This window comes from Streptomyces sp. NBC_00569 (assembly GCF_036345255.1).
Taxonomy (GTDB): domain Bacteria; phylum Actinomycetota; class Actinomycetes; order Streptomycetales; family Streptomycetaceae; genus Streptomyces.
On the sequence record NZ_CP107783.1, the window covers coordinates 2,932,148 to 2,957,323 of the forward strand.

General features: G+C 69.9%; 25 protein-coding genes. 14 read left to right on the forward strand and 11 right to left on the reverse strand.

Going from position 1 to position 25,176, the window contains the following annotated elements:
• Positions 1 to 7: 7 nt before the first annotated feature.
• The 4 genes from OHO83_RS13235 to OHO83_RS13250 form a co-directional block, all read right to left on the reverse strand.
• Positions 8 to 1,195 (reverse strand): Gfo/Idh/MocA family protein, encoded by a 1,188-nt coding sequence (locus OHO83_RS13235; RefSeq protein WP_330279505.1) that lies wholly within the window; start codon positions 1,193 to 1,195, stop codon positions 8 to 10.
• Positions 1,196 to 1,263: 68 nt separating this feature from the next.
• Positions 1,264 to 2,916 carry a hypothetical protein gene (locus OHO83_RS13240; protein WP_330279506.1) on the reverse strand — a complete coding sequence of 551 codons (1,653 nt, stop codon included), beginning with the start codon at positions 2,914 to 2,916 and terminating at the stop codon, positions 1,264 to 1,266.
• A 39-nt stretch (positions 2,917 to 2,955) separates the two neighbouring features.
• Positions 2,956 to 3,819 (reverse strand): carbohydrate ABC transporter permease, encoded by an 864-nt coding sequence (locus OHO83_RS13245; protein ID WP_266676723.1) that lies wholly within the window; start codon positions 3,817 to 3,819, stop codon positions 2,956 to 2,958.
• Between the two features lie 113 nt (positions 3,820 to 3,932).
• Positions 3,933 to 4,982 (reverse strand): ABC transporter permease, encoded by a 1,050-nt coding sequence (locus tag OHO83_RS13250; RefSeq protein ID WP_266675145.1) that lies wholly within the window; start codon positions 4,980 to 4,982, stop codon positions 3,933 to 3,935.
• A gap of 881 nt (positions 4,983 to 5,863) precedes the next feature.
• On the opposite strand from OHO83_RS13250, the gene OHO83_RS13255 reads away from it, so the two are divergent.
• Positions 5,864 to 7,060: a DUF3472 domain-containing protein gene (locus tag OHO83_RS13255; RefSeq protein ID WP_330279507.1), complete on the forward strand. Its 1,197-nt coding sequence runs from the start codon at positions 5,864 to 5,866 to the stop codon at positions 7,058 to 7,060.
• Between the two features lie 36 nt (positions 7,061 to 7,096).
• Here OHO83_RS13255 and OHO83_RS13260 read toward each other — a convergent pair whose 3' ends face one another.
• Positions 7,097 to 8,656: a right-handed parallel beta-helix repeat-containing protein gene (locus OHO83_RS13260; RefSeq protein ID WP_330279508.1), complete on the reverse strand. Its 1,560-nt coding sequence runs from the start codon at positions 8,654 to 8,656 to the stop codon at positions 7,097 to 7,099.
• Between the two features lie 152 nt (positions 8,657 to 8,808).
• The gene (locus OHO83_RS13265) at positions 8,809 to 9,864 is read right to left on the reverse strand and encodes a M36 family metallopeptidase (RefSeq protein WP_330279509.1); all 1,056 of its coding nucleotides are present in this window, start codon (positions 9,862 to 9,864) and stop codon (positions 8,809 to 8,811) included.
• A 110-nt stretch (positions 9,865 to 9,974) separates the two neighbouring features.
• Here OHO83_RS13265 and OHO83_RS13270 point away from each other — a divergent pair, with 110 nt between their 5' ends.
• The 12 genes from OHO83_RS13270 (at position 9,975) to OHO83_RS13325 (ending at position 20,372) form a co-directional block, all read left to right on the forward strand.
• Complete coding sequence (locus OHO83_RS13270) at positions 9,975 to 10,541, forward strand: GNAT family N-acetyltransferase (RefSeq protein ID WP_266675141.1); 567 nt, start codon at positions 9,975 to 9,977, stop codon at positions 10,539 to 10,541.
• A 197-nt stretch (positions 10,542 to 10,738) separates the two neighbouring features.
• Positions 10,739 to 10,822, forward strand: a complete 84-nt coding sequence (locus OHO83_RS13275; protein ID WP_323136396.1) for a putative leader peptide — start codon at positions 10,739 to 10,741, stop codon at positions 10,820 to 10,822.
• 116 nt (positions 10,823 to 10,938) lie between these two features.
• Positions 10,939 to 12,636 carry a nitrite/sulfite reductase gene (locus OHO83_RS13280; RefSeq protein WP_266675140.1) on the forward strand — a complete coding sequence of 566 codons (1,698 nt, stop codon included), beginning with the start codon at positions 10,939 to 10,941 and terminating at the stop codon, positions 12,634 to 12,636.
• A 28-nt stretch (positions 12,637 to 12,664) separates the two neighbouring features.
• Positions 12,665 to 12,844 (forward strand): hypothetical protein, encoded by a 180-nt coding sequence (locus OHO83_RS13285; protein WP_100591340.1) that lies wholly within the window; start codon positions 12,665 to 12,667, stop codon positions 12,842 to 12,844.
• Positions 12,841 to 13,563: a phosphoadenylyl-sulfate reductase gene (locus OHO83_RS13290; RefSeq protein ID WP_266675139.1), complete on the forward strand. Its 723-nt coding sequence runs from the start codon at positions 12,841 to 12,843 to the stop codon at positions 13,561 to 13,563. Before OHO83_RS13285 ends, OHO83_RS13290 begins: the two co-directional genes overlap by 4 nt.
• On the forward strand, positions 13,563 to 14,129 hold the full coding sequence (gene cysC, locus OHO83_RS13295) for an adenylyl-sulfate kinase (RefSeq protein ID WP_266675138.1): 567 nt from the start codon (positions 13,563 to 13,565) through the stop codon (positions 14,127 to 14,129). Before OHO83_RS13290 ends, cysC begins: the two co-directional genes overlap by 1 nt.
• 91 nt (positions 14,130 to 14,220) lie before the next feature.
• Positions 14,221 to 15,159, forward strand: a complete 939-nt coding sequence (cysD, locus tag OHO83_RS13300) for a sulfate adenylyltransferase subunit CysD (RefSeq protein ID WP_266675137.1) — start codon at positions 14,221 to 14,223, stop codon at positions 15,157 to 15,159.
• Entirely contained in the window at positions 15,160 to 16,518 is a 1,359-nt protein-coding gene (locus OHO83_RS13305) for a sulfate adenylyltransferase subunit 1 (protein WP_266675136.1), read from the forward strand.
• A gap of 230 nt (positions 16,519 to 16,748) precedes the next feature.
• The gene (locus tag OHO83_RS13310; protein ID WP_266675135.1) at positions 16,749 to 17,864 is read left to right on the forward strand and encodes an aliphatic sulfonate ABC transporter substrate-binding protein; all 1,116 of its coding nucleotides are present in this window, start codon (positions 16,749 to 16,751) and stop codon (positions 17,862 to 17,864) included.
• A 49-nt stretch (positions 17,865 to 17,913) separates the two neighbouring features.
• The gene (locus OHO83_RS13315) at positions 17,914 to 18,705 is read left to right on the forward strand and encodes an ABC transporter ATP-binding protein (protein WP_266675134.1); all 792 of its coding nucleotides are present in this window, start codon (positions 17,914 to 17,916) and stop codon (positions 18,703 to 18,705) included.
• Complete coding sequence (locus tag OHO83_RS13320) at positions 18,692 to 19,615, forward strand: ABC transporter permease (RefSeq protein WP_266675133.1); 924 nt, start codon at positions 18,692 to 18,694, stop codon at positions 19,613 to 19,615. The genes OHO83_RS13315 and OHO83_RS13320 overlap by 14 nt, the downstream gene beginning before the upstream one ends.
• Before the next feature lie 7 nt (positions 19,616 to 19,622).
• Complete coding sequence (locus OHO83_RS13325) at positions 19,623 to 20,372, forward strand: sirohydrochlorin chelatase (protein ID WP_330279510.1); 750 nt, start codon at positions 19,623 to 19,625, stop codon at positions 20,370 to 20,372.
• Positions 20,373 to 20,476: 104 nt separating this feature from the next.
• Here OHO83_RS13325 and OHO83_RS13330 read toward each other — a convergent pair whose 3' ends face one another.
• Positions 20,477 to 21,064, reverse strand: a complete 588-nt coding sequence (locus OHO83_RS13330; protein ID WP_266675131.1) for a TIGR03086 family metal-binding protein — start codon at positions 21,062 to 21,064, stop codon at positions 20,477 to 20,479.
• 51 nt (positions 21,065 to 21,115) lie between these two features.
• On the reverse strand, positions 21,116 to 22,123 hold the full coding sequence (locus OHO83_RS13335; protein ID WP_330279511.1) for a ketopantoate reductase family protein: 1,008 nt from the start codon (positions 22,121 to 22,123) through the stop codon (positions 21,116 to 21,118).
• Positions 22,124 to 22,215: 92 nt separating this feature from the next.
• On the opposite strand from OHO83_RS13335, the gene OHO83_RS13340 reads away from it, so the two are divergent.
• On the forward strand, positions 22,216 to 22,650 hold the full coding sequence (locus tag OHO83_RS13340) for a hypothetical protein (RefSeq protein ID WP_266675129.1): 435 nt from the start codon (positions 22,216 to 22,218) through the stop codon (positions 22,648 to 22,650).
• A 30-nt stretch (positions 22,651 to 22,680) separates the two neighbouring features.
• Here the strand turns inward: OHO83_RS13340 and OHO83_RS13345 are convergent, their stop codons facing one another.
• The 3 genes from OHO83_RS13345 to OHO83_RS13355 all read right to left on the reverse strand — a co-directional run bounded on the left by OHO83_RS13345 (position 22,681) and on the right by OHO83_RS13355 (position 24,878).
• Entirely contained in the window at positions 22,681 to 23,049 is a 369-nt protein-coding gene (locus tag OHO83_RS13345; protein WP_266675128.1) for a nuclear transport factor 2 family protein, read from the reverse strand.
• Positions 23,042 to 23,593 carry a DUF1697 domain-containing protein gene (locus tag OHO83_RS13350; protein ID WP_266675127.1) on the reverse strand — a complete coding sequence of 184 codons (552 nt, stop codon included), beginning with the start codon at positions 23,591 to 23,593 and terminating at the stop codon, positions 23,042 to 23,044. Before OHO83_RS13350 ends, OHO83_RS13345 begins: the two co-directional genes overlap by 8 nt.
• Positions 23,594 to 23,666: 73 nt before the next feature.
• The gene (locus tag OHO83_RS13355; RefSeq protein WP_266675126.1) at positions 23,667 to 24,878 is read right to left on the reverse strand and encodes a S8 family peptidase; all 1,212 of its coding nucleotides are present in this window, start codon (positions 24,876 to 24,878) and stop codon (positions 23,667 to 23,669) included.
• Positions 24,879 to 25,176 lie beyond the last annotated feature (298 nt).

The following is a 25,176-nucleotide window of genomic DNA, read 5'->3' on the forward strand; positions in this document are numbered from 1 at the left end:
GTGGCTGCTACTCCCCTGCTTCGCGCGGCAGTTGCCCGCCGTCGAAGTACGCGAGAAGCTCCGGCTCGAGCTCGGGGACGTCGTACGGCACGCCCCCCTCGCGCAGCGAGCGGGTGGCGAGCGCGCCGGCGGCGACGCTCATCCGGGCCGCGACGGGCGACGTGTCGGTGACGCCGCCCTCGCGCACGAAGCGGCAGAACTCGCCGATGATGCGCTCGTCGGCGCCGCCGTGCGAGCCCGTCGCCTCGGGCACGCGGTACACGATGTCGGCGTCCTTGCGGTAGCCGGTCGGCCCCGTGTTCCAGACCCGGACCTCGTCGCCGGGGCTGTCCCCGAAGTTCTCGAGGCGGCCCTCGGTGCCGATGACCGTGTAGTTGCGGAAGTAGTCGGGGCTGAAGTGGCACTGCTGGTAGGCGGCGATGACGCCGTTGTCCAGCTGCATGTTCATCACCGACACGTCCTCGACGTCCACGACGTGGTGCAGGTCGTGGCGCTCCGTCGGCGGCCAGTCGAACTCCTTCAGCCAGCCGTCGGGGCGGGGGGTGTCCGGCTCGCGGCGCGGCAGGTCCCCGTAGACCATGAGGTCGCCGAGGGCGTTGACGCGCTTGGTGTAACCGCCGGCCAGCCAGTGCACCACGTCGAGGTCGTGCGCGGCCTTCTGGAGGAGGAGGCCCGTGGTGCGGGTGCGGTCGGCGTGCCAGTCCTTGAAGTAGTAGTCACCGCCGTACGAGACGAAGTGCCGTACCCACACGGTCTTCGGCTCGCCGATCTCGCCGCGCGCGATGATGTCGCGCATGAGACGCACGACGCCCATGTGGCGCATGTTGTGGCCGACGTAGAGGCGGGTGCCGGTCTTGTAGGCGGTGCGCAGGATCGTGTCGCACTGCTCGACCGAGATGCCGAGCGGCTTCTCGACATAGACCGGCTTGCCCGCTTCGAGCGCCTCGCAGGCGATCGCTTCATGGGTGTCGTCGGGGGTGGCGACGATGACGGCGTCGATCGAGGGGTCCTCGAGGAGCCTTCGGTAGTCGTCGACGGCGACCGCGCCCTCGTACAACTCCGGTACCTTCGCCCGGATCTGCGGGTCGAGGTCGGCCACCGCCGCCACGACCGATCCCTTGCCGGGGCGGTGCGCGGCGGTCGCCAGGTTCCGTCGCAGGCCGAGCCCGATGACGGCGATGCGCAGGTCTTCCACGTGCGGGTGTCCTGTTCTGCGTGCGGGACGCATAGGGGTGCTGAGCGGTGCTTGCCGTGCCGGGCGCGCTACTTGCTGTCGGCGATGGCCTTCTCGAACTCGTCGCGCATCGCGTTGCCCGCGTCGCGCTGCCAGGTCGGCAGGATGTCCTTCTTGAAGGAGGCGAGCGGGGTGCGGCCGGCGACGATGTCCTTGACCGCCGTGTACACCGTGTCGGTGGAGGACGCGCCCTTGTTGGCGTTGGTGTCGGAGAAGAAGCCCGTGGTCGGGTTGATCTTGGCGATCTTCATCAGCTGCTCCTCGGCGTCGTGGACGCCGCGGGTGATGTCCCCCTTGCCGGGCAGGTAGAGGGTCTGCGGGGCATTGCCGAAGAAGTTGATGGCCTGCCGGGTGGTGAGGACCTCGGCGTTGCCCTTCTTGTTGAGGAGCACGTCGCCGTCCTTGGAGCGGGTGTGGTGCGTGCCCTCGATGCCGTTGTCCAGGAAAAGCCGCTCCTCGGTGCCGAAGGGGGCGCTGAGGTAGTTCATGACCTGGAGCAGGGTGTCGATACGGTCCTTGCTCACGGCCTTGTTGATGGCCGTGAAGCCGACCGATCCGTAGCCATAGCCCCAGGTGGGGGTCATCCCCTTCTCCGCGGCGAACGGAACGACGACCTTCTCCGGCCAGTCGTACATGTTGCTGTCGTTGAGGAAACCGGGGAAGGACTGGACGTGCAGTCCGAGGAACCCGCCCTCCATCTTCTCCAGGGTCGTCGGCAGGTTCGGGTCCGGCCAGAACAGCTGCGCCTTCTGGCACTTGAGGGCGAACTCCAGGCCTGCGTGGAACTCGTCGGTCTCGAAGTAGTGGGTGAGCTTCCCGCCCTCCGAACGCCAGCCGTTGGGCGCGCCGTGCCAGTACGCGAACTGCAGGATGTGGTTCACGTACGCCGGCTCCAGGACGTACTTCTTGCGCTTGACGTCGAGGAGTTCCTTCGCCTTGTCGAAGAAGTCCTGAGCGCTGTCGAACTGCACGCCGCCGACCGGCTTCCAGAAGTCCTCGTTCGCCACGTAGACCTGACCCATGCGGCCGTACGGGACCGCCATGCCCCAGATCTTGCCGTTGAAGACGGCCGTCTTCCAGGCGAACCCGGGGATGTTGGCGAGGTTCGGGTACTTCTTGACCGCGTCGCCCGACAGGTACTCGGTGAGGTCGTGGAACTTCGCCTCGAGGAGAGCGGGGACGTTCTTGAGGCCCTGGTTCGGCGGGAACCACATGAGGTCGGGCATGTCGCCGCCGGCGATGGTGGCGTTGAACTTCGCGCGGTAGACGTCGTCGGCGCCGAGGCCGTTGACGATCGTCATCTTCAGGTCGGAACCCAGGCGCTTGTTGAGCTCCTGCCAGTACTGGTTGCGGTTCATCGCGGGGGCCGCGGTCGTGAAGGTCTCGGTCAGGGCCGTGACCGGCTTGCCGTCGCCCGGCTTCTTGGTGACGCTGCGGGTCAGGTTCTTGGGGTAGCGCAGGTACGCCGGGTCGAGGCCCGCCGCGTTGCCCGGCAGGTCCGGCGCCGGGACGTTCGCGGGGACGTACGTCGGCAGCTTCAGCTTGGCCGACGCCTTGGCGCCGCCACCGCTCGAGGCCGCGCCGGAACCACAGGCCGTGAGGGAACCGGCCCCGGCGACGGTGAGGCCGGCGACGGTCGCGGCACCGAGGAACCCGCGGCGGTTGAAGTCTCTGGAGGACATGACTCTCCTAAGGGGCGAGGAGCGGTTGAGGGTGGTGGCTCAGGCCTTGATGGCGCCGGTGAGAACGCCCTTGACGAAGTACTTCTGGAGGAACGGGTAGACCGCGATGATCGGCAGGACCGCGAGGATGAGCACGGCCATCGACAGAGCGGTGCTGGCGGGCAGCACGCTCACGCCGAGCGCCTTCGCGTTGAAGGTGTCGCCCTGGAGGACGTAGCTGCGCAGCACCACCTGGAGCGGCAGCTTGTCCGGGTCGTTGATGTAGAGCATCGCGTTGAAGAAGCTGTTCCAGTACGTCACCGCGTAGAACATGCCGACCACGGCGATGACGGCCTTCGACAGAGGAAGCACGATCCGGCACAGGATGGTGAGTTCACCGGCGCCGTCCAGGCGCGCCGCCTCGTGCAGCTCGTCGGGGATGCCCTGGAAGAACGCCCGGACCACGATGATGTTGAACGCGTTGAGCAGGATCGGCGCGATCATCGCCCCGTAGGTGTCGAGCAGTCCCAGCTCCTGGACCACCAGGTAGTTCGGGATGATGCCCGGCGTGAACAGGAACGTGCCGACGACGATCAGGAGCAGCGGCTTGCCCGCGAAGGTCCGCGGCCGGGAGAGGCCGTAGGCGAGCGCGATCGTGCAGAGCAGGCTGAGCGCCGTGCCGATGACCGTGACGCCGATGCTCACGAGGGCGGCGCGGGTGATGACACCGCCGGACAGGACCACCCGGTACGCCTCGAGCGTGGGGTGCGACGGGAACAGCACATAGCCGCCGTTCGCGGCGAGCTCGGCCTTGGAGGAGAGGCTGGTACCGATGGCCAGCAGGAACGGGTAGCCGACCGCCACGATCATCGCGACGATGACGATGAACTTCAGCGTCTGGGCGGCCGGGTTGGGCTGTTCCATCCAGGCGGGGCGCTCGGCGGAGCCGCGGCGCTTCCTGCTGCCGGTGCGGCCCTTTCGGCTCTCCCGGCTCTCCTGGCTCTCGGGCCGCAGGGTGGTGGATATGGGCGCGGTGCTCACTGGTAGACCCCCTGCTCGCCGAGGCGGTGCGCGAACTTGTTGGCGAGGACGATCATGACGAAGCCGATGACGCCCTTCATCAGGCCGGCGGCGGTGGACATGCCCCAGTCGCCGTCGACGACGCCGTGGAAGTAGACGTAGGTGTCGAGGACCTCGGAGGCGTCCCGGCCGACGTTGTCGCGCTGGAGGAGGATCTGCTCGAAGCCGACCGACAGGATGTCGCCGAGGCGCAGGATGAGCAGCATGATCATCACGGGCCTGATGCCGGGCAGCGTGATGTGCCACATGCGGCGCAGCCAGCCCGCTCCGTCCATCGCCGCCGACTCGTAGAGCGAGGTGTCGATGGAGGCCATCGCGGCGAGGAAGATGATCGCTCCCCACCCGGCGTCCTTCCAGACGCTCTGGGAGGTGATCAGGTAGATGAACGTGTCGGGGTTGTTCATGATGTTGCCGACATGGACGCCGTGGTCGTTCAGGTAGCTCGTGATCGTGCCGGCGCCGCCGAAGACCTGCTGGAACATGCCGACGACGACGACCCACGACAGGAAGTGCGGCAGGTAGACGACCGTCTGCATGAGGCGGCGGGTCTTGTTGCTGATCAGCGAGTTGAGGAAGAGCGCGAGGGCGATCGGCGCGGGGAAGTAGAGGATCAGCTGGACGGCGCTGATCTTCAGCGTGTTCCAGACGGCCGTCCAGAACTCCGGCTGTTCGAGCAGGGCCTTGAAGTTGTCCCAGCCGACCAGCGGGCTTCCCTTGAAGCCGAGGTAGGGCTGGTAGTCCTGGAAGGCGATGCTGTTGCCCGCGAGCGGGAGATAGAAGAACACCGCGAAGTAGAGGATGCCCGGCACACACAGCAGGAGCAGGGTGCGGTCCTGTCTCAGACGCTCGCGCAGGCTCCGCCGGTCGGCGGGCTTGCGCCCCTTCCCGCCCGGCGTCCCCTTCGTGCCGGACGCCTTCTTCCTGCCCGACGTTCCGGGTGTCTCGTGCGGTAGGTCGGGCGGGTTTTGCGATGTGGGCGTGGGCGATGCGGACGCAGCGGCCGACACATTCACCTCCTGCGTCGAGTGGCGAGCGAGGGTTGATTTCACAGGGCCCTCGCGGGGGCTGCGGCCCGGCGCGCGAGGTACCGGAATCTTGCGCCAGCCTGCCGATGAATGACAAGACTTGATTGGTAACTATTTAGATCTTGCAGCTTCACGCATGAAATGCGCAGGCAACGAACACGGACACCGCAGTCACACGCACCGCCCCCGACCTGGGCGAAGCTGCCCGTCCGTGTTCGGACTGACGACCGCTGCTGTTTGGACTTTGGTGGAAATTGCTTCGTAGGGCCCGGGCCACCCCCTGGACAGCGCGTGTTCACACCGTCGCGGCAGGGAGAGACATGCGGCCCAGGTCGATGCCGTTCGCGGTATCCGGGTCGGCGGCCCGACGACCCGATGCGCGGAATCTTCAGCAGAGCCCTCGGGCCGGCGCACCCCGAATGAAGCCCGGTGGCTCAGGAGGCCGAAGGACAGCGCGAGTGTGAAGACGAACGCGAACGTTACGGCGGCGTCATAGAGCGTGAGGGGGAACTCGGCGAGTTAGACGATGCCGCCCACCTGGATCGCGCCGCCCCGGAACACGGGCCGTTCGTCGCCGGGTCGAGCCGGCCGACGACGACCACGCCGTGGCGGACCGCGACGACGAGCACGGCCGGGGAGACGACATCCGGCGCACCCGCGAGGCCGTGAACGAGGCCTTCGCGGCACCGTGACGGCCCCGCGCGCCCCCTCTTGCCCCACGTCCTCCGATGGCGCAAGATGTGCCCGGCGCGCGCGATCATGCTCTAAGGCGCACGCTTTCAAGCACATTTGCGCACGATGTTGCGCAGTACAGCCCGACGCACTCCTTCACGCATCCACCTCCATCACAGGCAGGGTTTTCGATGACTGGACGCTTCACCCGTTCCCTCAGACGGCGGTCCGTGCCGCTCCTCGCGGCGCTCGGCCTCGCCGCCGGAGCCGGCCTGGCCTCCGCCCCCGCGGCGAACGCGGACGACACCGTCGGCACGACCCCGGGGACGTACACCTACTACTCGTTCCCGTCGGCGGCCGACGGGCTCAGCGAGGTCACCTGGTCCACGACGGTCGAGAAGGACCCCGGCTACAACGCGAACACCTTCTGGAGCCACCAGTTCGGCTTCAACGTCGGCAACGGCGCCTACATCGGGATGCAGCGCAACGGCGGCGACAAGCCGACGTTCCTGTTCTCGGTGTGGGACAGCTTCGAGCGCAAGCCCGGCTCGGAGGGCAGCTACTGTCTCCAGTTCGGCGGCGAGGGCGAGGGCTCCAGCTGCCGCATGAACCACGACTGGGAGGAGGGGCACACCTACACCTCCACGGTCGCCTACGAGGGCGACGGCTGGTTCGGCGCCACCATCCACGACACGACCACGGGCGAGTCGTTCAAGCTCGGCAGCGTGCAGACGCCGGCCACCGCTATCAAGTCCACGGGCCTGATCGACTGGGTCGAGTACTTCGAGTGGAACGACCCGCGGGCCACCTGTTACGACCAGCCGTACTCCGACGCCCACTTCGGCCTGCCCACCGGCACCGCCGTCGGTGCCGGCGCGGCCGTCAGCTCGGTGACCAAGACGAAGAGCAACCCGCCGTGCGCCGCCGCCGTGGACACGCGTCCCGACGGAAGCACCAACCAGCGTCTGGCGCTGGGCAATTCGAAGCGCGCCGAGATCTCCGCGCCCGGCGACAAGTGCCTCGCCCCGAGCGGCGCCGCCGAGGACGGCGCGGAGCTCACGCTCGCCGCGTGCAAGGACAACGGTCCCGGCGCCTTCGAGCAGTCCTGGGTCCTCGCGGCCGACGGCACCGTCCGGCTCCCGTCGAACTACTGCCTGACCGCGAGCGACAAGAAGAGCGTGCGCATCACCGACTGCGCGGGCGACATCACCACGGGCGGCAAGGTCACCGACCCGGCCAAGCTGTGGAAGTACAACCCGGGCAAGAAGACCCTGGTGAACCAGGCGACCGGGCGCTCCCTCGCCCGCGCGGGCTCCGGCGTGAAGCTCGCGCCGGCCGGACCGGACACGCAGGGCTGGAACGCGCCGCTGCCGGTCGGCGCCCCGTAGGGCGCCCCGACCGGGCTCAGGGCGCCCCGCCGGTCATCACCGGTCGGACGAACTCCCGTTCCATGCACCAATGTTGGGCGCCGCTCCCGGCACCACCGGGTTGCCCGCGAAGTCGCGGGTGCCCGCGTCGGCGAGCGGCGCCCCCGCGCCGAGTGCGGGCGATCCGGCACGCAGGGCATAGGCGGCCCCGGCATCGCCGTAGCCCGTGGCCGCGCCCGGGCGGGTGAGCAGCGGGTCGGCGGTGGTGCCGCCGGGGTTGGAGGGCGTCGCCCCGATCCCGTACAGGATGTTGTGGGACGCGGTGACGCCGCCGGAGCGCAGCGTGAAGGCCGCCGTGCCGGCGCCTTCCTTCACCACGATGTTGTTGTCGAAGGCGATCTCGTGCCGACTGGTGGTGTTCTCGTTGACGACGGTCTGGCTGACACCGCCACCGACATAGATCGTGTTGTGCAGGAAGCGGACTCCGGAGAACGAGCCGCGGCAGGTCTCGATGCCTCTGAAGTGGTCGTTCTGGCTGATGTTGAAGCGGATCACGGCGTCGCCGAGGGTTCCGTCGGCGCTGCAGACGAGGAAGAAGCCGCCCGCGTTGTCGTGGCTGTAGTTGTACTGGAAGACGGTTCCGAAGGAGCCCTCGTCGACGTCGTACGCCATGCCGTCGCGGGTGGTCTCACCGCCGGACGTCTCGTTGTACTGGAAGACGGTGCCGTCCGCGTTCCACGGCCACATGCCCGCGTTGTATCCGGCGGAGCGCCGCTGGAAGCCGTGCAGGGAGTTGTGCTCGACCAGGGCGTTCCGGGTGGCGGTCATGACGATGCCGTCGCCGCCGAGGTCGTCGAGGGTGTTGCCGCGCACGACGACGCCGGTGGACGGGACCCAGCGCGGGCCGTTCGGGTCGTAGCCGCTGATGGCGGGCCGCTGGTTCCAGCTGGAGGCGAAGAAGATGCCCTCGCGGTCGATCGTCCTGAGGGTGTTGTTCTCGACGCGCACGTCGTCGTAGCGCGTCTCCTTCGCCGACCCGGTGACGGAGAAGAGGATGCCCGCGGAGCCGTCGTTGTCCTTGGTGTCGTCGCCGCGGATGTCGTGGATGTCGAGGCCGGTGAGGCGGTAGTGCCTGCCGGTGCCGTAGTCGCTGAGGACGACGCGCACGCCGCGGCGCTTGGTGCCCGGGTTCGCCGCGTTGGTGATCTCCAGGTCGGAGACCTCGATCCACTGCGTGTTGCGCAGGAGGACGGTGTCGGGTGCGCCCGCGCCGTCGATCACCGGCTTCGCCCCTGAGCCGTACGGGGCGATGCGGACGGGGCTGCCGGGGGCGCCCGCGCCGTTCGGGGCGAGGGTGCCCGTGCAGTGGGTGCCGCGCTTGAGGAGCACCTGGTCGCCGGGGCCGAGGCGCTGGGCGTCGACGGCGGCGAGCGTGCGCCACGGCGCCTTTCGGGTGCCCTTCTCGGGGCCGGTGCCGGCCCGGCAGTCGACGTAGTGGGTGCGCGGCGAGAAAGGGGAGGCGGCCGTGGCGGCGGGGGCGGCCGCGAGGGCCGTGACGCCGGCGGTCGCGGCGGCGCAGAGAGCGACGAGCGCGGTGCTGACGCGGCTGCGTCTCATGACGTACCTCCGTGTGTGGTTGCGGGGCCGGAGGGGATGAAGTGGCCCGGCGGGGTGGCTCAGAGCGTGCCGCCCTGCCGGGCCCGACTCCATGGACTTATGGAGGAGGGGTCCTGGACATCCGCAGGAGCGCCCTCCGGTCCCGCGCGGACTCACACCCCGGGGATGCCCCGGGCCTGGAACGCCTTGCGCACGGCGTCCGCCGCGCTCTTGCCGTACATCTTCTGCGCGGTCGCGACGGTCTTCAGGGCCGCGTCCGTGAAGCTGGTGTCCGGGGCGAAGCCGAACTGCGCGTCGACGATGACGCGGTCGGCCGTGCGCGCGCCGAGCGCGCCCCTGATGTCGAACAGTGCCTGGGACCAGATCTCACCGTCCGCGTGCACCTCTCCGACCTTGTCGGCGTACGTCTTGCCGGTGTCGAGGCGGCGCAGGCAGTGCGGGGCGGTCGCCGTGTACGAGACCGAGTCCCAGTCCCCGACACAGGCGAGGTCGGTCTTGCGGGGCCAGCCGTACTTGGCGTCCGCGTAGGAGCCGACGGACGCCGCCAGGTAGTCGCCCCACGCCTCCCCGATGGAGCCGGCCTCCTCGGAGGTGCCGAACCCGGGGACCTGCGCGTTGTGCACGGCGTGTCCGTACTCGTGGACGATGACCTCGGCGTCCTCCGCGTCGTCGACGCCGCCCTTGCCGAAGCGGATCTCGGCCTTCTTGTCGGTGAAGAAGGAGTTGTCGGCGCCCCACTGGTCGATACGGACCGGCTGCTGCCGGTCGTTGGCGCCCGGCAGCTCGCTGCCGAAGCCGAGGCTCTGGAGGTACTCCTGCGCCTCGTTGACCCAGAAGTAGGCCATGACCTGCTCGAACTGGTCGTCCCTTCGGTCATACGCACCGGCGCCGGCGACCGAGGCGGCGCCGCCGGTGTTCGATCTCACGGAGACCCACGTGCCCGAGAGGCCGCCGCCGGCGTCGAGGTTTCGCAGGGCCGCGAGGGTATAGGCGGAGGCGGGTACCGCGGTCGCGGAGTCCTTCGCGTCGGTGAGGGTCTGGTCGCCGGACGACTGGACGGGGTTGACCATGAAGATGCGGCCTTGCGGGTCCGCGGCCTGTGCACCGGCCGTGGCGGAGGCCGGGGCCGCGACGGTCGCGAGGGCCACGGTGGTGATGGCCGTGGCGAGGAGACCGCGGGGTGTGCGGCGAGCTGTCCTGCGGGGCATGAACATTCCTCCGGGTACGTCGTGCGCAGGGGGTGGCATGGCGCGGGCGGATCTTCCCGTATCGCGGACCGCTTTGGCCAGGGTGCGGGCCCCGTGATTGCCTGACCAGCATGAGCAACATCGCTGTGACCACCTGGTCCCTGGAGCAGACCGCTCCCTCCGACCTCCGGCCGGCCGCCGCACCCGAGGGCGGCGACCTCCGTGTCGTCCGCGCCGAGGTGCCCTCGCCGGAGTTCAGCCGCTTCCTGTACGCGTCCGTCGGAGGCGACATCCTCTGGACCGACCGGCTGAGCTGGACCTACGCGCACTGGCAGGAAGTCCTGGCGCGTCCGGGTACCGAGACCTGGGTGGCGTACGAGAAGGGGACCCCGGCCGGTTACGTCGAGCTGGAGGCGCAGGACGACGGCGTCGTCGAGGTCGTCTACTTCGGCCTGATCCCCGCGTTCCGGGGCCGGCGCATCGGTGGTCACCTCCTCTCCTACGGAGTGGCCCGCGCCTGGGACCTGGCCGAGCGGTGGCCGGACCGCACGCCGACGAAGCGGGTCTGGCTGCACACGTGCAGCAAGGACGGTGAGCACGCGATGGCCAACTACGAGCGGCGCGGGTTCCGCCTCTTCGACACGAAGGTCGAGGAGGAGCCCGAGGTGGCGACGCCGGGGCCGTGGCCCGGGGCGTAGTCGGGACGTAAGAACAGGGACAAGAACATGAGGGGCGTCACGGGACCGTGGCGCCCCTTCCCGTACTCTCCCCTCTCTCCGGTCCATTCCCGTCCCCTCCAGTGACGCGCGACACACCTGTCCGCGATGCGAGACAGTCTTGTCCACCTTCTGGACAGTGGTGGACTGGGCCGAAAGTCCCATGACACGCTTCCGTCATGGATCGAGCTGGAATTGCCTTGGTGAGTCGGCGACACGTCGATCTCTGCCGCATGTCCAGCGCCATGTGTCCGGTGAGCTGACTCCACCAGCACCGCCGCACTTTCTCCCTACAGCACCCTGCGCACCGCCGCGCCCTCGCGCGAAGTGTGCTGGTCAAAGCTGTCAGAGCCTCCGCCCGCCTGAAGGACGTACACCCATGGCTGCCACCCCTGAAAAGCCCACGACCGCCGCGCCGCGCCGCAAGGTGAGCCGTCACCGCGGCGAGGGCCAGTGGGCCGTGGGTCACTTCACGCCGCTCAACGGCAACGAGCAGTTCAAGAAGGACGACGACGGTCTCAACGTGCGGACACGCATTGAGACGATCTACTCGAAGCGCGGCTTCGACTCCATCGACCCCAACGACCTCAGGGGCCGCATGCGCTGGTGGGGGCTCTACACCCAGCGCAAGCCCGGGATCGACGGCGGCAAGACCGCGATCCTGGAGCCGGAGGAGCTGGACGACGAGTACTTCATGCTCCGCGTCCGCATCGACGGCGGCCGGCTGACCACCGAGCAGCTGCGCGTCATCGGCGAGATCTCGCAGGAGTTCGCCCGCGGGACCGCCGACATCACCGACCGGCAGAACATCCAGTACCACTGGATCCGCATCGAGGACGTGCCGGAGATCTGGCGGCGCCTCGAAGCGGTCGGGCTCTCCACCACCGAGGCCTGCGGTGACACGCCCCGCGTCATCCTCGGTTCGCCCGTCGCCGGGGTCGCCGCCGACGAGATCATCGACGGCACGCCCGCCATCGACGAGATCCAGCGGCGCTTCATCGGCAACCCGGAGTTCTCGAACCTGCCGCGCAAGTTCAAGACCGCGATCTCCGGCTCCCCGCAGCTCGACGTGGCGCACGAGATCAACGACATCGCGTTCGTCGGCGTGAACCACCCCGAGCACGGCCCCGGCTTCGACCTCTGGGTCGGCGGCGGCCTGTCCACCAACCCCAAGCTGGGCCAGCGCCTCGGCGCCTGGGTGCCGCTCGACGAGGTGCCGGACGTGTACGGCGGCGTCATCGGCATCTTCCGCGACTACGGCTACCGCCGCCTGCGCACCCGCGCCCGCCTGAAGTTCCTGCTCGCCGACTGGGGCACCGAGAAGTTCCGGCAGGTCCTGGAGGACGAGTACCTCCAGCGGAAGCTGGTCGACGGCCCCGCGCCCGAGCAGCCCGCCGGCACCTGGCGCGACCACCTCGGCGTGCACGCCCAGAAGGACGGCCTCTTCTACGTCGGCTTCGCGCCCCGCGTCGGCCGCGTGGACGGCACGACCCTCACCAAGATCGCCGAGATCGCGGGCGCCCACGGCTCCGGCCGGCTGCGCACCACCGCCGAGCAGAAGATGATCGTGCTCGACGTGGCCGAGGACCGGGTCGAGTCGCTGGTGGCCGAGCTGGAGGCGCTGGACCTGAAGGTCAACGCGTCCCCCTTCCGGCGCGGCACCATGGCCTGCACCGGCATCGAGTTCTGCAAGCTCGCGATCGTGGAGACGAAGGCGCGCGGCGCCTCGCTGATCGACGAACTGGAGCGCCGCGTCCCGGAGTTCGACGAACCCCTCACGATCAACATCAACGGCTGCCCGAACGCCTGCGCCCGTATCCAGGTCGCGGACATCGGCCTCAAGGGCCAGCTGATGCTCGACCAGGACGGCAACCAGGTCGAGGGCTACCAGGTGCACCTGGGCGGCGCGCTCGGCCTCGAGGCCGGGTTCGGCCGCAAGGTCCGCGGCCTGAAGGTCACCGCGGCCGAGCTCCCCGACTACGTCGAGCGCGTCCTCAAGCGCTTCCAGGCAGAGCGCGAGGACGGCGAGCGCTTCGCCACGTGGACGGCGCGCGCCTCCGAGGAGGCACTTTCGTGAGCGGAGCGAGCGAAGCGAAGGACACGGTATGAGCGAGCGGGCCGCCCCCTTCTACTGCCCCTACTGCGGTGACGAGGACCTGCGTCCGAACGAGACCGGGCACGGCGCGTGGGAATGCGCGGCGTGCAATCGGGCCTTCCAGTTGAAGTTCCTCGGGCTGCTGACCCGGGGAGTTCAGCGCAACGACGGTGGAGGGGAAGACATATGACGACTACTCAGACCACTGAGGTCGCCGACCGGACCGAGCCCGACCTGCGGGAACTCGCGGAGCGGGCCGGGCGCGACCTGGAGGACGCGTCCGCCCTGGAGATCCTCACGTGGGCGGTCGACACGTTCGGCAAGCGCTTCTGCGTGACCTCCTCCATGGAGGACGCGGTCGTCGCCCATCTCGCCTCGCGCGCCAGGCCCGGCGTGGACGTCGTCTTCCTCGACACCGGCTACCACTTCGAGGAGACCATCGGCACCCGGGACGCCGTCGAGGCCGTGATGGACGTGAACGTCATCACGCTCACGCCCCGGCAGACCGTCGCCGAGCAGGACGCCGAGTTCGGGCCGAAGCTGCACGACCGCGACCCCGACCTGTGCTGCGCCATGCGGAAGGTCAAGCCCCTTGAGGACGGCCTGAGTTCGTACACGGCATGGGCCACGGGACTGCGTCGCGACGAGTCCCCGACGCGGGCGAACACCCCGGTCGTCGGCTGGGACGAGAAGCGCCGCAAGGTGAAGGTCTCGCCGATCGCCCGATGGACGCAGGACGACGTCGAGGCGTACGTCGCCGAGCACGGCGTGCTGACCAACCCCCTGCTCATGGACGGCTACGGGTCCGTGGGCTGCGCCCCCTGCACCCGGCGCCTGCTCGAGGGCGAGGACGCGCGGGCCGGCCGCTGGGCGGGACGCAACAAGACCGAGTGCGGGATCCACGGCTGATGCCCGGAACCACAGAGACCCTGGAGAAGCAAGTGACCGGAGCCACCGTCTGGCTCACGGGTCTGCCGAGCGCGGGCAAGACCACCATCGCCAACGAGCTCGCCGAGCAGTTGCGCACCGACGGCCGCCGCGTCGAGGTGCTCGACGGCGACGAGATCCGCGAGTTCCTCTCGGCGGGCCTCGGCTTCAGCCGCGCGGACCGCGACACGAACGTGCAGCGCATCGGCTTCCTCGCCGAACTCCTCGCCCGTAACGGCGTGTTGACGCTCGTTCCGGTGATCGCGCCGTTCGCGGACAGCCGCGAGGCGGTACGCAAGCGCCACCAGGCCGGCGGCACCGGCTACCTGGAGGTGCACGTGGCCACGCCCGTCGAGGTGTGCTCCGTGCGCGACGTGAAGGGCCTGTACGCGAAGCAGGCCGCGGGCGAGATCTCCGGGCTGACCGGGGTCGACGACCCGTACGAGGCACCCGAATCTCCCGACCTGCGCATCGAGTCGCACACCCAGACCGTGCAGGAGTCAGCGGCCGCGCTGTTCGCGCTGCTCACCGAAAGGGGTGTCCTGTGAGCGACGCACACGCGGCCACCCCGCGACAGACGACGCCGATGCCCGCACCTCTGCGCCGCGCAGGCGGAGAAGCGAACGAAAGGGAGTCAGCATGACGACCGTCGCACCCACCACCGGCGAAGAGACCGACAGCCCGTACGCGCTCTCGCACCTGGACGCCCTCGAGTCCGAGGCCGTGCACATCTTCCGTGAGGTCGCGGGCGAGTTCGAGCGGCCGGTGATCCTCTTCTCCGGCGGCAAGGACTCCATCCTGATGCTGCACCTGGCGCTCAAGGCGTTCGCGCCGGCGCCGGTGCCGTTCACGCTGCTGCACGTCGACACCGGGCACAACTTCCCCGAGGTCCTGGAGTACCGCGACCGCGTCGTGGCCGAGCACGGGCTGCGGCTGCACGTCGCGTCCGTGCAGGAGTACATCGACCGCGGCGCCCTCAAGGAGCGCCCGGACGGGACGCGCAACCCGCTGCAGACGGTGCCGCTGACGGAGAAGATCCAGGCGGAGCGCTTCGACGCCGTCTTCGGCGGCGGGCGCCGCGACGAGGAGAAGGCCCGCGCCAAGGAGCGTGTGTTCTCCCTGCGCGACGAGTTCTCCCAGTGGGACCCGCGCCGCCAGCGCCCCGAGCTGTGGCAGCTGTACAACGGCCGCCACGCCCCCGGCGAGCACGTGCGCGTCTTCCCGCTGTCCAACTGGACCGAGCTCGACGTGTGGCAGTACATCGCCCGGGAGGGCATCGAGCTGCCGGGGATCTACTTCGCGCACGAGCGGGACGTCTTCCAGCGCTCCGGCATGTGGCTGACCGCCGGTGAGTGGGGCGGCCCCAAGGAGGGCGAGAGCGTCGAGAAGCGCCTCATCCGCTACCGCACGGTCGGCGACATGTCGTGCACCGGCGCCGTCGACTCCGACGCGACGACGCTGGACGCCGTGATCGCCGAGATCGCCGCCTCCCGGCTCACCGAGCGGGGCGCGACCCGCGCCGACGACAAGATGTCCGAGGCCGCGATGGAAGACCGCAAGCGCGAGGGGTATTTCTAAATGAGCACCACCACAGAGCAGTTGGCCGACCTGTCGGCCACCACCCTGCTGCGGTTCGCCACCGCCGGTTCCGTCGACGACGGCAAGTCCACCCTCGTGGGCCGCCTGCTGCACGACTCCAAGTCGGTCCTCACGGACCAGCTGGAGGCCGTCGAGCACGCGTCCCGCAACCGCGGTCAGGAGGCGCCCGACCTGGCGCTGCTCACCGACGGCCTGCGCGCCGAGCGCGAGCAGGGCATCACCATCGACGTCGCCTACCGCTACTTCGCCACGCCCCGGCGCCGGTTCATCCTGGCCGACACCCCGGGCCATGTGCAGTACACCCGGAACATGGTGACCGGCGCGTCCACCGCCGACCTCGCCGTCGTCCTCGTCGACGCCCGCAACGGCGTCATCGAGCAGACCCGCCGGCACGCCGCGGTCGCCGCGCTCCTGCGCGTCCCGCACGTGGTGCTCGCGGTGAACAAGATGGACCTCGTCGACTACGCGGAGCCCGTCTTCGCGAAGATCGCCGAGGAGTTCACGGCGTACGCATCCGACCTGGGTGTTCCCGAGATCACCGCGATCCCGATCTCCGCGCTCGCCGGTGACAACGTCGTGGAGCCGTCCGCGAACATGGACTGGTACGGCGGCCCGACCGTCCTCGAGCACCTGGAGACCGTACCGGTCAGCCACGACCTGACGAGCTGCCACGCGCGGCTGCCCGTCCAGGTCGTCATCCGCCCGCAGACCGCCGAGCACCCCGACTACCGCGGTTACGCGGGCCAGATCGCGGCCGGCACGTTCCGCGTCGGCGAGTCCGTCACGGTACTGCCGTCGGGCCGCACGTCGAAGGTCTCCGGGATCGACCTGCTGGGCAGGTCGGTCGACGTGGCGTGGACGCCGCAGTCGGTGACCCTCCTCCTGGAGGACGACATCGACGTCTCGCGCGGCGACCTCATCGTGCCGAGCGGCGACGCGCCCGCCACCTCGCAGGACGTCGAGGCGACCGTCTGCCACGTGGCCGACCAGCCTCTCGCCGTCGGCCAGCGCGTGCTCCTCAAGCACACGACGCGCACGGTCAAGGCGATCGTCAAGGAGATCCCCTCGCGGCTCACCCTGGACGACCTGTCCCAGCACCCCGAGCCGGGGCAGCTGGTCGCCAACGACATCGGCCGCGTCAAGGTCCGCACCGCCGAGCCGATCGCGCTCGACGACTACGCCGACTCGCGCCGCACCGGTTCGTTCCTCCTCATCGACCCGGCCGACGGGACGACGCTCGCCGCCGGCATGGCGGGCGAGGCGTTCGGCGGCAAGCCGCAGGCGGCCCACGCGGAGGAGTCCGCGCAGGCCGCCGACGACGACGGCTGGGACTTCTAGTCATGAACTCCATCGACGTCTATGCGACGTTCGCGAAAGAGGGCGGCCGCGTCGGCAGCGGCGCCCTCGGCGCGGGCCAGGGCGGGGTCGGGCGATGTGCGTGCTGACGTACGCGCACTGCCTGCGCGCCCACACCCCCCGCGACCTGTTCGTACGAAGACGAAACCCTGCCGACCTCCCGGCCACGCCCTGAGAGCGTGACCGCCGGGCCAACGAGAGGAACACCTCCCGTGCCTGCCAACTCCGCCTCCTGGCGCCGCGGCCTCGCCGCCGTCGCCGCCCTGCCGCTCCTCGCGCTCGCCGCGACGGCCTGCAGCTACGGCTCACAGTCCAAGGACGACACGTCCGACAAGACGAACGTCGCCGCCAAGGGCAAGAAGCTCTCCGCCGACACCGTGAAGATCGGTTACTTCGGCAACCTGACACACGGGACCGCCCTCGTGGGCAACCAGAAGGGCTTCTTCCAGAAGGAGCTCAAGGGCACGCAGGCCAAGTACCAGGTCTTCAACGCGGGGCCGTCCGAGATCGAGGCGCTCAACGGCGGCTCCATCGACATCGGCTGGATCGGCCCCTCGCCGTCCATCAACGGCTTCACCAAGTCCCAGGGCAAGAGCCTTCGCATCATCGGCGGTTCGGCGTCCGGCGGGGTGAAGCTCGTGGTGAACCCGAAGACGATCAAGTCCCTGGACGACGTCAAGGGCAAGAAGATCGCCACCCCGCAGCTCGGCAACACGCAGGACGTCGCGTTCCTCAACTGGATCGCCGAGAAGGGCTGGAAGGTCGACGCCAACAGCGGCAAGGGCGACGTCTCCGTGGTCCGTACGGACAACAAGATCACCCCGGACGCCTACAAGTCCGGCTCCGTCGACGGCGCCTGGGTGCCGGAGCCGACCGCTTCCAAGCTCGTGGCCGAGGGCGGCAAGGTCCTCCTCGACGAGTCCGACCTGTGGCCCGGCAAGAAGTTCGTGATCACGAACATCATCGTGTCGCAGAAGTTCCTCACGGAGCACCCGGACGTTGTCGAGGCCGTGCTGCGCGGCTCGGTGAAGACGAACGCGTGGATCAACGCCAACCCGGACGAGGCGAAGTCGGCGGCCAACAAGCAGCTGGCGGCCGACTCCGGCAAGGCGCTGCCCACGGACGTGCTCGACCCGGCGTGGAAGTCGATCCGGTTCACCGACGACCCGCTGGCCTCGACCCTCGACACCGAGGCGGCGCACGCGGTGAAGGCGGGCCTGCTGGAGAAGCCCGACCTCAAGGGCATCTACGACCTCGCACCGCTGAACAAGGTCCTCAAGGCCGAGGGCAAGGGCGCGGTCGCCGACGCCGGCCTCGGCGTCAAGTAACCGCGTCAGGCAAGCCCGTAATCGCTTGAGTTCCCAGGAGGTGACGACCATGGCAACGACCCTCGCCAAGGCCGCGGACGGCGGCACGCAGACCACCGGCCACGCCGCGCGGATCGAGCACGTCTCGAAGTCCTTCGCCACGCCCGCCGGGCAGCAGCTCGTCCTGGACGACATCACGCTCGATGTCGCTCCGGGCGAGTTCGTCACCCTCCTGGGAGCCTCGGGCTGCGGGAAGTCGACGCTGCTCAACCTGGTCGCGGGCCTCGACCGGCCCTCGTCCGGCGAGATCAGCACGCAGGGCCGGCCGGCCCTGATGTTCCAGGAGCACGCCCTCTTCCCGTGGCTGACCGCGGGCAAGAACATCGAACTGGCCCTGAAGCTGCGCGGCGTCCCGAAGGCGGACCGCCGCACCCGGGCGGAGGAGCTCCTGGAGCTCGTCCGCCTGAACGGCGCGTACGGCAAGCGGGTGCACGAGCTGTCCGGCGGTATGCGCCAGCGCGTGGCGATGGCCCGGGCGCTCGCGCAGGACAGCCAGCTGCTGCTGATGGACGAGCCGTTCGCCGCGCTCGACGCCATCACGCGCGACGTGCTGCACGACGAGCTGACCCGCATCTGGCGCGAGACGAACGTCTCCGTCCTGTTCGTCACCCACAACGTCCGCGAGGCGGTGCGGCTCGCCGAGCGGGTCGTACTGCTCTCTTCGCGGCCGGGCCGGGTGGCGCACGAGTGGCGGGTCGGCATTCCGCAGCCGCGCCGCATCGAGGACACCGCCGTGGCGGAACTGTCCGTCGAGATCACCGAACAACTGCGTGGGGAGATCCGCCGCCATGGCCAGCACTGAGACGACGACCGCGAGCAAGGACACGGGCGCCGTCGAGGACGCGGCCCCCGGGCAGGACCTGGCCGGTCTCGAAGCGGGGCTCGACGCCCTGGAGACCGTGCAGACCGCACGAACCCCACTGCGCCAGACGCTGGTCCAGAAGGTGCTGCCGCCGCTGACGGCGGTGCTCCTGGTCCTGGTCGTGTGGCAGGGACTGGTGTCGTTCAAGATCGTCGACGACCCGAGCAAGCTGCCCTCGCCGTCCGCGGTGTGGGCCGAGGTGTCCGACGCGTGGTTGCAGGGGACGCTGCTCGACTACATCTGGACGAGTGTGTCGCGCGGCCTGCTCGGCTTCCTGCTGGCGCTGGCGATCGGCACCCCGCTCGGCCTGGTCGTCGCCCGGGTCCGCTTCATCCGCTCCGCGATCGGCCCGATCCTCTCCGGCCTCCAGTCGCTGCCCTCGGTCGCCTGGGTCCCGCCGGCCGTGATCTGGCTGGGCCTCGACAACAAGATGATGTACGCCGTGATCCTGCTCGGCGCGGTCCCCTCGATCGCCAACGGCCTGGTGTCGGGCGTCGACCAGGTGCCGCCGCTGTTCCTGCGGGCCGGCCGCACCCTCGGCGCGACGGGCCTGCGGCACACCTGGCACATCGTGCTCCCGGCCGCGCTGCCCGGCTATCTCGCGGGTCTGAAGCAGGGCTGGGCGTTCTCCTGGCGCTCGCTGATGGCCGCGGAGATCATCGCCTCGTCGCCGGACCTGGGCATCGGCCTCGGACAGCTCCTGGAGAACGGCCGCAACGCCAGCTCCATGTCGATGGTCTTCCTCGCCATCTTCCTGATCCTGATCGTCGGCATCGCCATCGACCTGCTGATCTTCAGTCCCCTGGAGCGGCGCGTCCTGCGCAGCCGCGGCCTCCTGGTGAGGAGCTGACCCCGCCATGCACCAGCGCCCCGCCCGCCCGGTCCTGCTCGTGATCGCTCACGGCAGCCGCGATCCGCGCCATGCCGCGACGGTCGACGCGCTCGTACGCGAAGTACGGGCGCTGCGGCCGGGGCTGCGCGTGGAGACGGGGTTCCTGGACTTCAACGTCCCCTCGGTGAACGGCGTCCTGGAGTCCCTGGCGGCAGAGGGCGTGCGTGACGTGGTCGCGCTCCCGCTGCTCCTGACGCGCGCGTTCCACGCGAAGGCGGACATCCCGGCGGTCCTGCGGCAGGCCCCGGCCCGGCTGCGGATCCGCCAGGCGGAGGTGCTCGGCCCCTCGCCGCTCCTGACGGCGGCGCTCGAACGCCGTCTGTACGAGGCCGGGCTCACCCCGGCCGACAAGCCCACGACCGGGGTCGTCCTGGCCTCGGCGGGCTCCACCGACCCGGAGGCGATCGCAGTGATCGCTGAAATCGCGCGGGAGTGGCGGCACACCGGTTGGTGCGCCGTGCGACCTGCGTTCGCCTCCGCATCTCTGCCCCGCACGGAGGACGCCGTGGCACAGCTGCGCGCCGACGGCGTCCGCCGGGTGGCGGTCGCCCCCTACGTCCTGGCCCCCGGCTTCCTCCCGGACCGCATCGCCCGCGGCGCCTTTGAAGCGGACGTCCTCGCGGACGTACTGGGCCCGGCCCCGGAGGTGGCACGGCTGCTCGTGCGCCGCTATGAGGCGGCGACGGTACGGGAGTTGGTGGCGGTGGGCGCCTGACGCGACGCGTCAGGAGAGCGCCGTCCCCTCCTCCCGTCTTCCCCGAGCCGTTCAGTTCCTCCTGGACCTCCCGATCCTCCGAGGCATTCGGTTCTCTTCGCCGTTCAGCGCGGATCCCGCCCGCTCAGCGCAACCGCCCGATGGAACAAGGGCGCGTCGTCCGGCACCGGGACCGCGTCGGCGAAGCCCTCGTACCGGCGGTATTCCTCCGCGTTCGCCTCGACCACGTCGAGCAGCAGGCGGGCCGCGTCGTCCGGGAGCCGGAAGGTCTGGCCGGTGGCGTGGGCCACGTCCCAGCCGTGGAGGGCCAGTTCGGCGACGAGCAGGCGGGCGATCTCGGGCGCGGGCGACTTCGCGAAGCCCAGGTCGATCACGCCCTCCCAGACCCGCGGGTCGGACCAGGCGGCGACGGCCCGTTCGAGCTGTGCCGCGTAGGCCTCGGCCCAGTCGGTGTCGGCGGTGAAGTCGCGGGCCGTGAGTTCGTCGGGGAGCTGCTTGCGCAGGGCGCGGTGCTCCAGGCCGTGCGCGGAGTAGAGGACCCAGTGGTTGACGAGGGTGCGGACGTCCCAGTCACCGCAGCCGCTCGGCTCGGGCAGGCGCGCCGCGTCGACCCCGCGCGCGACCCTGGCGGCCTCTGCGGCGCATTCCTTCATCGACGTGTACTCGATCATGGACGTGTACTCGGTTTCCATGCGGAGAGCGTCTCGCGCGGGGGCCGCCGGCGGCTTGAAGAAATGCGACAGCTACCGCGTCGCCGTGTCGGCCTCCGCCACGAGGTCCGCGATCGTCATGGACCCGGCCGGCCGGCGCTCGCGGGCGAAGCGGTCGGCCACCGACTGCAGGGCGTCGTTGACGGGGGTGGGCACTCTGTGCAGCCGTCCGAGCAGTCCCATCTCGCCGTTGAGGTAGTCGGACTCGATGGTGCCCGTACCCCGGCTGAGGGACTGCCACGACGAGCCGCCGCTGCGCTCCGAGCCGTCGAAGGGCTCGAACCGGATCTTGTCGCCGCGCGACTCCTTCTCCTCCTCCTTGGAGGCGAACGCGATGCCCGCCGCGCCGAGCACGGCCTCGCCCTCCGCGCGGGCGCGCCCGTAGAGCGCGAGCCCCTCCTCGCTGGTGATCACCCCGGACACGGCCTCGATCGCGTTGGCCAGGTTGCCGAGGAGCTTGGCGTACTTCCAGCGCATCACCTCGGGCACGACGGGTGCCTCGAAGCAGGACTTCTCCAGGTCGGCGGAGATGCGATGGGCAGTCTCGTCGGTGCCCGCCGGGTACCGGCCGATGTGCAGGATGCCGGTGAGCGGGGTGCCCGCGGCGGACACGACGCCGGGCTCGACGAACGTGGCGGGCAGCCACACGCACATGCCGTACACGCGCCGGAAGAGCCGCAGCGCGAGGCGCTCGCTCTCCACTCCGTTCTGCGCGCAGACCAGCGGCAGCCGCTCGGCGGCGGTGCCGCCTCCGGCGACCGGCCGCCCGGCCCACGCCTCGAGCGCCGCGACGCTGTCCTGGGTCTTCACGGCGAGCACGAGGACGTCGTCCGGGCTCAGTTCGCCGAGTTCCTCGGGCCCGGCGACGACCGGGAGGCGGTGGACGTGCGGGCCGTCGGGGGTGACGAGCCGCAGCCCGTGGTCCCGCAGTGTCTCGTACTGCTTGCCGCGGGCGACGAGGACGACATCGTGCCCGGCCTGTGCGAGCCGGCCGCCGACGGCGCCGCCGACCGCTCCTGCTCCGATGATGAGGTAGCGCATGCCAACGAGCCTGTCACAGAAGGCTGTAGGGGCCACTCACGATCGGGTAAACTCTCGCGCCCCGCGCACACAGGCGTGCCAGCCTGCTCCCCGTGCGTACACGCCTGGCCCTCTGGGGGGCCGGACTCCTCTGCCTGCTCGTGGCGGTTCCGGGCGGCTGCTCGGCCTCCCGGCAGTGGCGGCAGGCGGAGCGGATCGACGCGGCTCCGGTCCGCGTCACCGGCGTGGTCACCGCCGTCGAGAAGGTGCCGAGGAGTGGCGACGAGCAGGTGATCACGTACGAGGTCCAGGGGCACCGGCACACCGTCAGGAGAGCGCTGGGCACGGGCCCCGGCAGCCCCGGGCCCGGCCACCGGGTGTGTCTGGAGGCCGACCGCGGCCACCCCGGAGCGGTACGGCTCTGCGGCGAGCGGTACCCGTCGGGCGACGACATGTATCCCACGTACGTCCTGGTCACGGTCACCGGAGCCCTCGGTGCCTGCGTCGTCGCGGGCGTCGCCCTCGGGGTCCGCCGCCGCTCCCGTTGAGGCCGGCGTACCGACGTCACCGCGCGGCGCTCACTCCCGGCTGAACGGTGTCCCCTGATGGAAGTAGAGCAGCCAGCCCTCGTCACCCTGCCGCCAGAGTGAACTGCGGTGTGCGCAGACGCCGTTGAGGTCGGTGTCGAAGGTCAGATGGACGATTCCGGGGCCGAGCCGCACGCCCTTCATCCGCGAGACGGTGAGGGGCCGCACACCCGGCTCGCGCGTGGCGCAGAGCTCGGCGATGATCGAGGCGCGGTCCCAGCGGCGGCCCGACGCGCCGAACTCGAAGTATTCGGGGTGCAGCAGCGCGCCGAGCAGTTCCGGGGAGCGGCGCACGGCCGGGTCGAGCAGCCGCAGCTCACCCTCGATGGCGGCCTCGACGGCGGCGTCGAGCTCAGGCACCGGTCATCTCCACGAGCTTGACGACGGTGTTCCAGTTGCGGGTGGTGGCGATGAGGCCCTTGTTCAGGGCGGGCCGGGCGAGCACGGTGGCGAGCTTCGAGCGGCCGAGGCCCTCGGGGGCGTAGAGGTACAGCTCGCGCGGGCCGAGCCGGAAGTCCTCGGGGGCGAACGCGGCCGGGTCGACGGGGGCGAACCGCTCGGGGTCGACGGGCCCGGAGAAGTAGGTGACGTGCAACTGCTTGGCTTCGAGCGAGCCGGCGTCGAAGGGGCACGCGGCCGCGACCGACGCCAGGTAGGCGTGGTCGCGCACGATCACGTCCACGGCGAACCCGAACTCCTTCTCGATGGCCTCGCTCAGCTGGGCCGCGAGGGTTTCCTCGTCGCCGTGTTCGCTGCTGAACGCCGCGTTGCCGCTCTGGAGATATGTCCGTACGTCGCCGTGCCCGAGCCCTTCGATCAGGGGGCGAAGCCGCGCCATCGGGACCTTTTTGCTGCCGCCCACATTGATGCCGCGGAGCAGTGCCGCGTACGCCTTTGTCGCCATGGGGACACGATAGGCGGCCGCCGCGCCCCGTGGGGGAGGGCACGGCGACCGCCGGTCAGGGGCGCTGCGCGTGCTACTCGACGATCTTGAGGAGCTTGTTCGGCGTGCCCTCGCTCGCGTTGGAGATCTTGTCGGGGGTCGCGCCGTCGGTCAGTGCCTTGGAGACGTCCGCGGGGGTCGCGTCCGGGTGACCGCCCAGGTAGACGGCGGCGGCGCCCACCACGTGGGGGGTCGCCATCGACGTACCGGAGATGGTGTTGGTGGCGTCGTCGCCGGTGTTCCAGTCGGAGGTGATGTCCGAACCGGGGGCGTAGATGTCCACGGCGGAGCCGTAGTTGGAGAAGTCGGACTGCTTGTCGTCCTTGGTGGAGGACGCGACGGTGATGGCCTCCTTGACGCGGGCCGGGGAGCCGCCGGACGCGTCGGTCGACTCGTTGCCCGCGGCGACCGCGAAGGTGACGCCGGAGGCGATGGCCTTCTGCACGGCCGCGTCGAGCGCCTCGTCGGCGCCGCCGCCGAGGGACATGTTGGCGACGGACGGGCCCTTGTGGTTCTTGGTGACCCAGTCGATGCCCGCGACGACCTGCTCGGTGGTGCCCGAGCCCTCGTTGTCGAGGACGCGGACGGCGACGATCTTCGCCTTCTTGGCGACGCCGTGCGCCTCACCGGCGATGGTCCCGGCGACGTGCGTGCCGTGGCCGTTGCCGTCGTCGGCGTTGTCGTCGTTGTCGATGGCGTCGAAGCCGGAGGTGGCGCGGCCGCCGAAGTCCTTGTGGCTGACGCGGACGCCGGTGTCGATGACGTACGCGGTCACGCCCTCACCGGCGCTGTCCGGGTAGGTGTACTTCTTGTCGCCCGCGGTGTCCGCCTGGTCGATGCGGTCGAGGCCCCACGACGGCGGGTTGTCCTGGGTCGCGTCGATGTGGAATTTCTTGTTCTGGACGACCTTGGCGACCGACGAGTCGGCGGCGAGGCGCTTGGCCTCGGTCTCCGAGAGGCCGTTCACGGAGAATCCGTTGACGGCGGAGGAGTAGGCGCGCTTCAGCTTGCCGCCGTACTCCTTGGCGAGGTCCTGCTTGGCGTCCGTGTTCGCCTTCTGGTCCAGCAGCACGACGTAGCTGCCGGAGACGGCGCCCTTGGCGTCGAGCCCGTAGACCTTGCCCTCGGCCGGGGTCGAGGCGCCGGCCAGGGAGCCCGCGAAGACGGTCACTCCGACCGCGGTGGCAGCGGTGGCTATCGCCGCGGTGAGCTTCATCGTGCTGCGGGCACGCTTGTGATTTGCCATGAAGAGGGGTCTCCTCGTGGTTTCTGTGGGGGGTTTTGTGGGGGGTTCACTGATGGATCTCATGCATCCCCCGGCAATCTCCGGAAGATCTCCGGGGGTTGGCACGAAACCCTGTCCGATTGACGCGACCAGATCAAGACCTACATACAGCTGTGACTTGTTCAACAAGCCTTCGTAATAACAATTCGGGCTTCGGCCGACACTTCGGACTCCGGGAATTCCCTATAGATGTAGGGGACTTGAATCCTCCTGAGTGGGGAGCGCACCCCGCCCGCAAGGAGGAGCCGGGCCCCCGCCG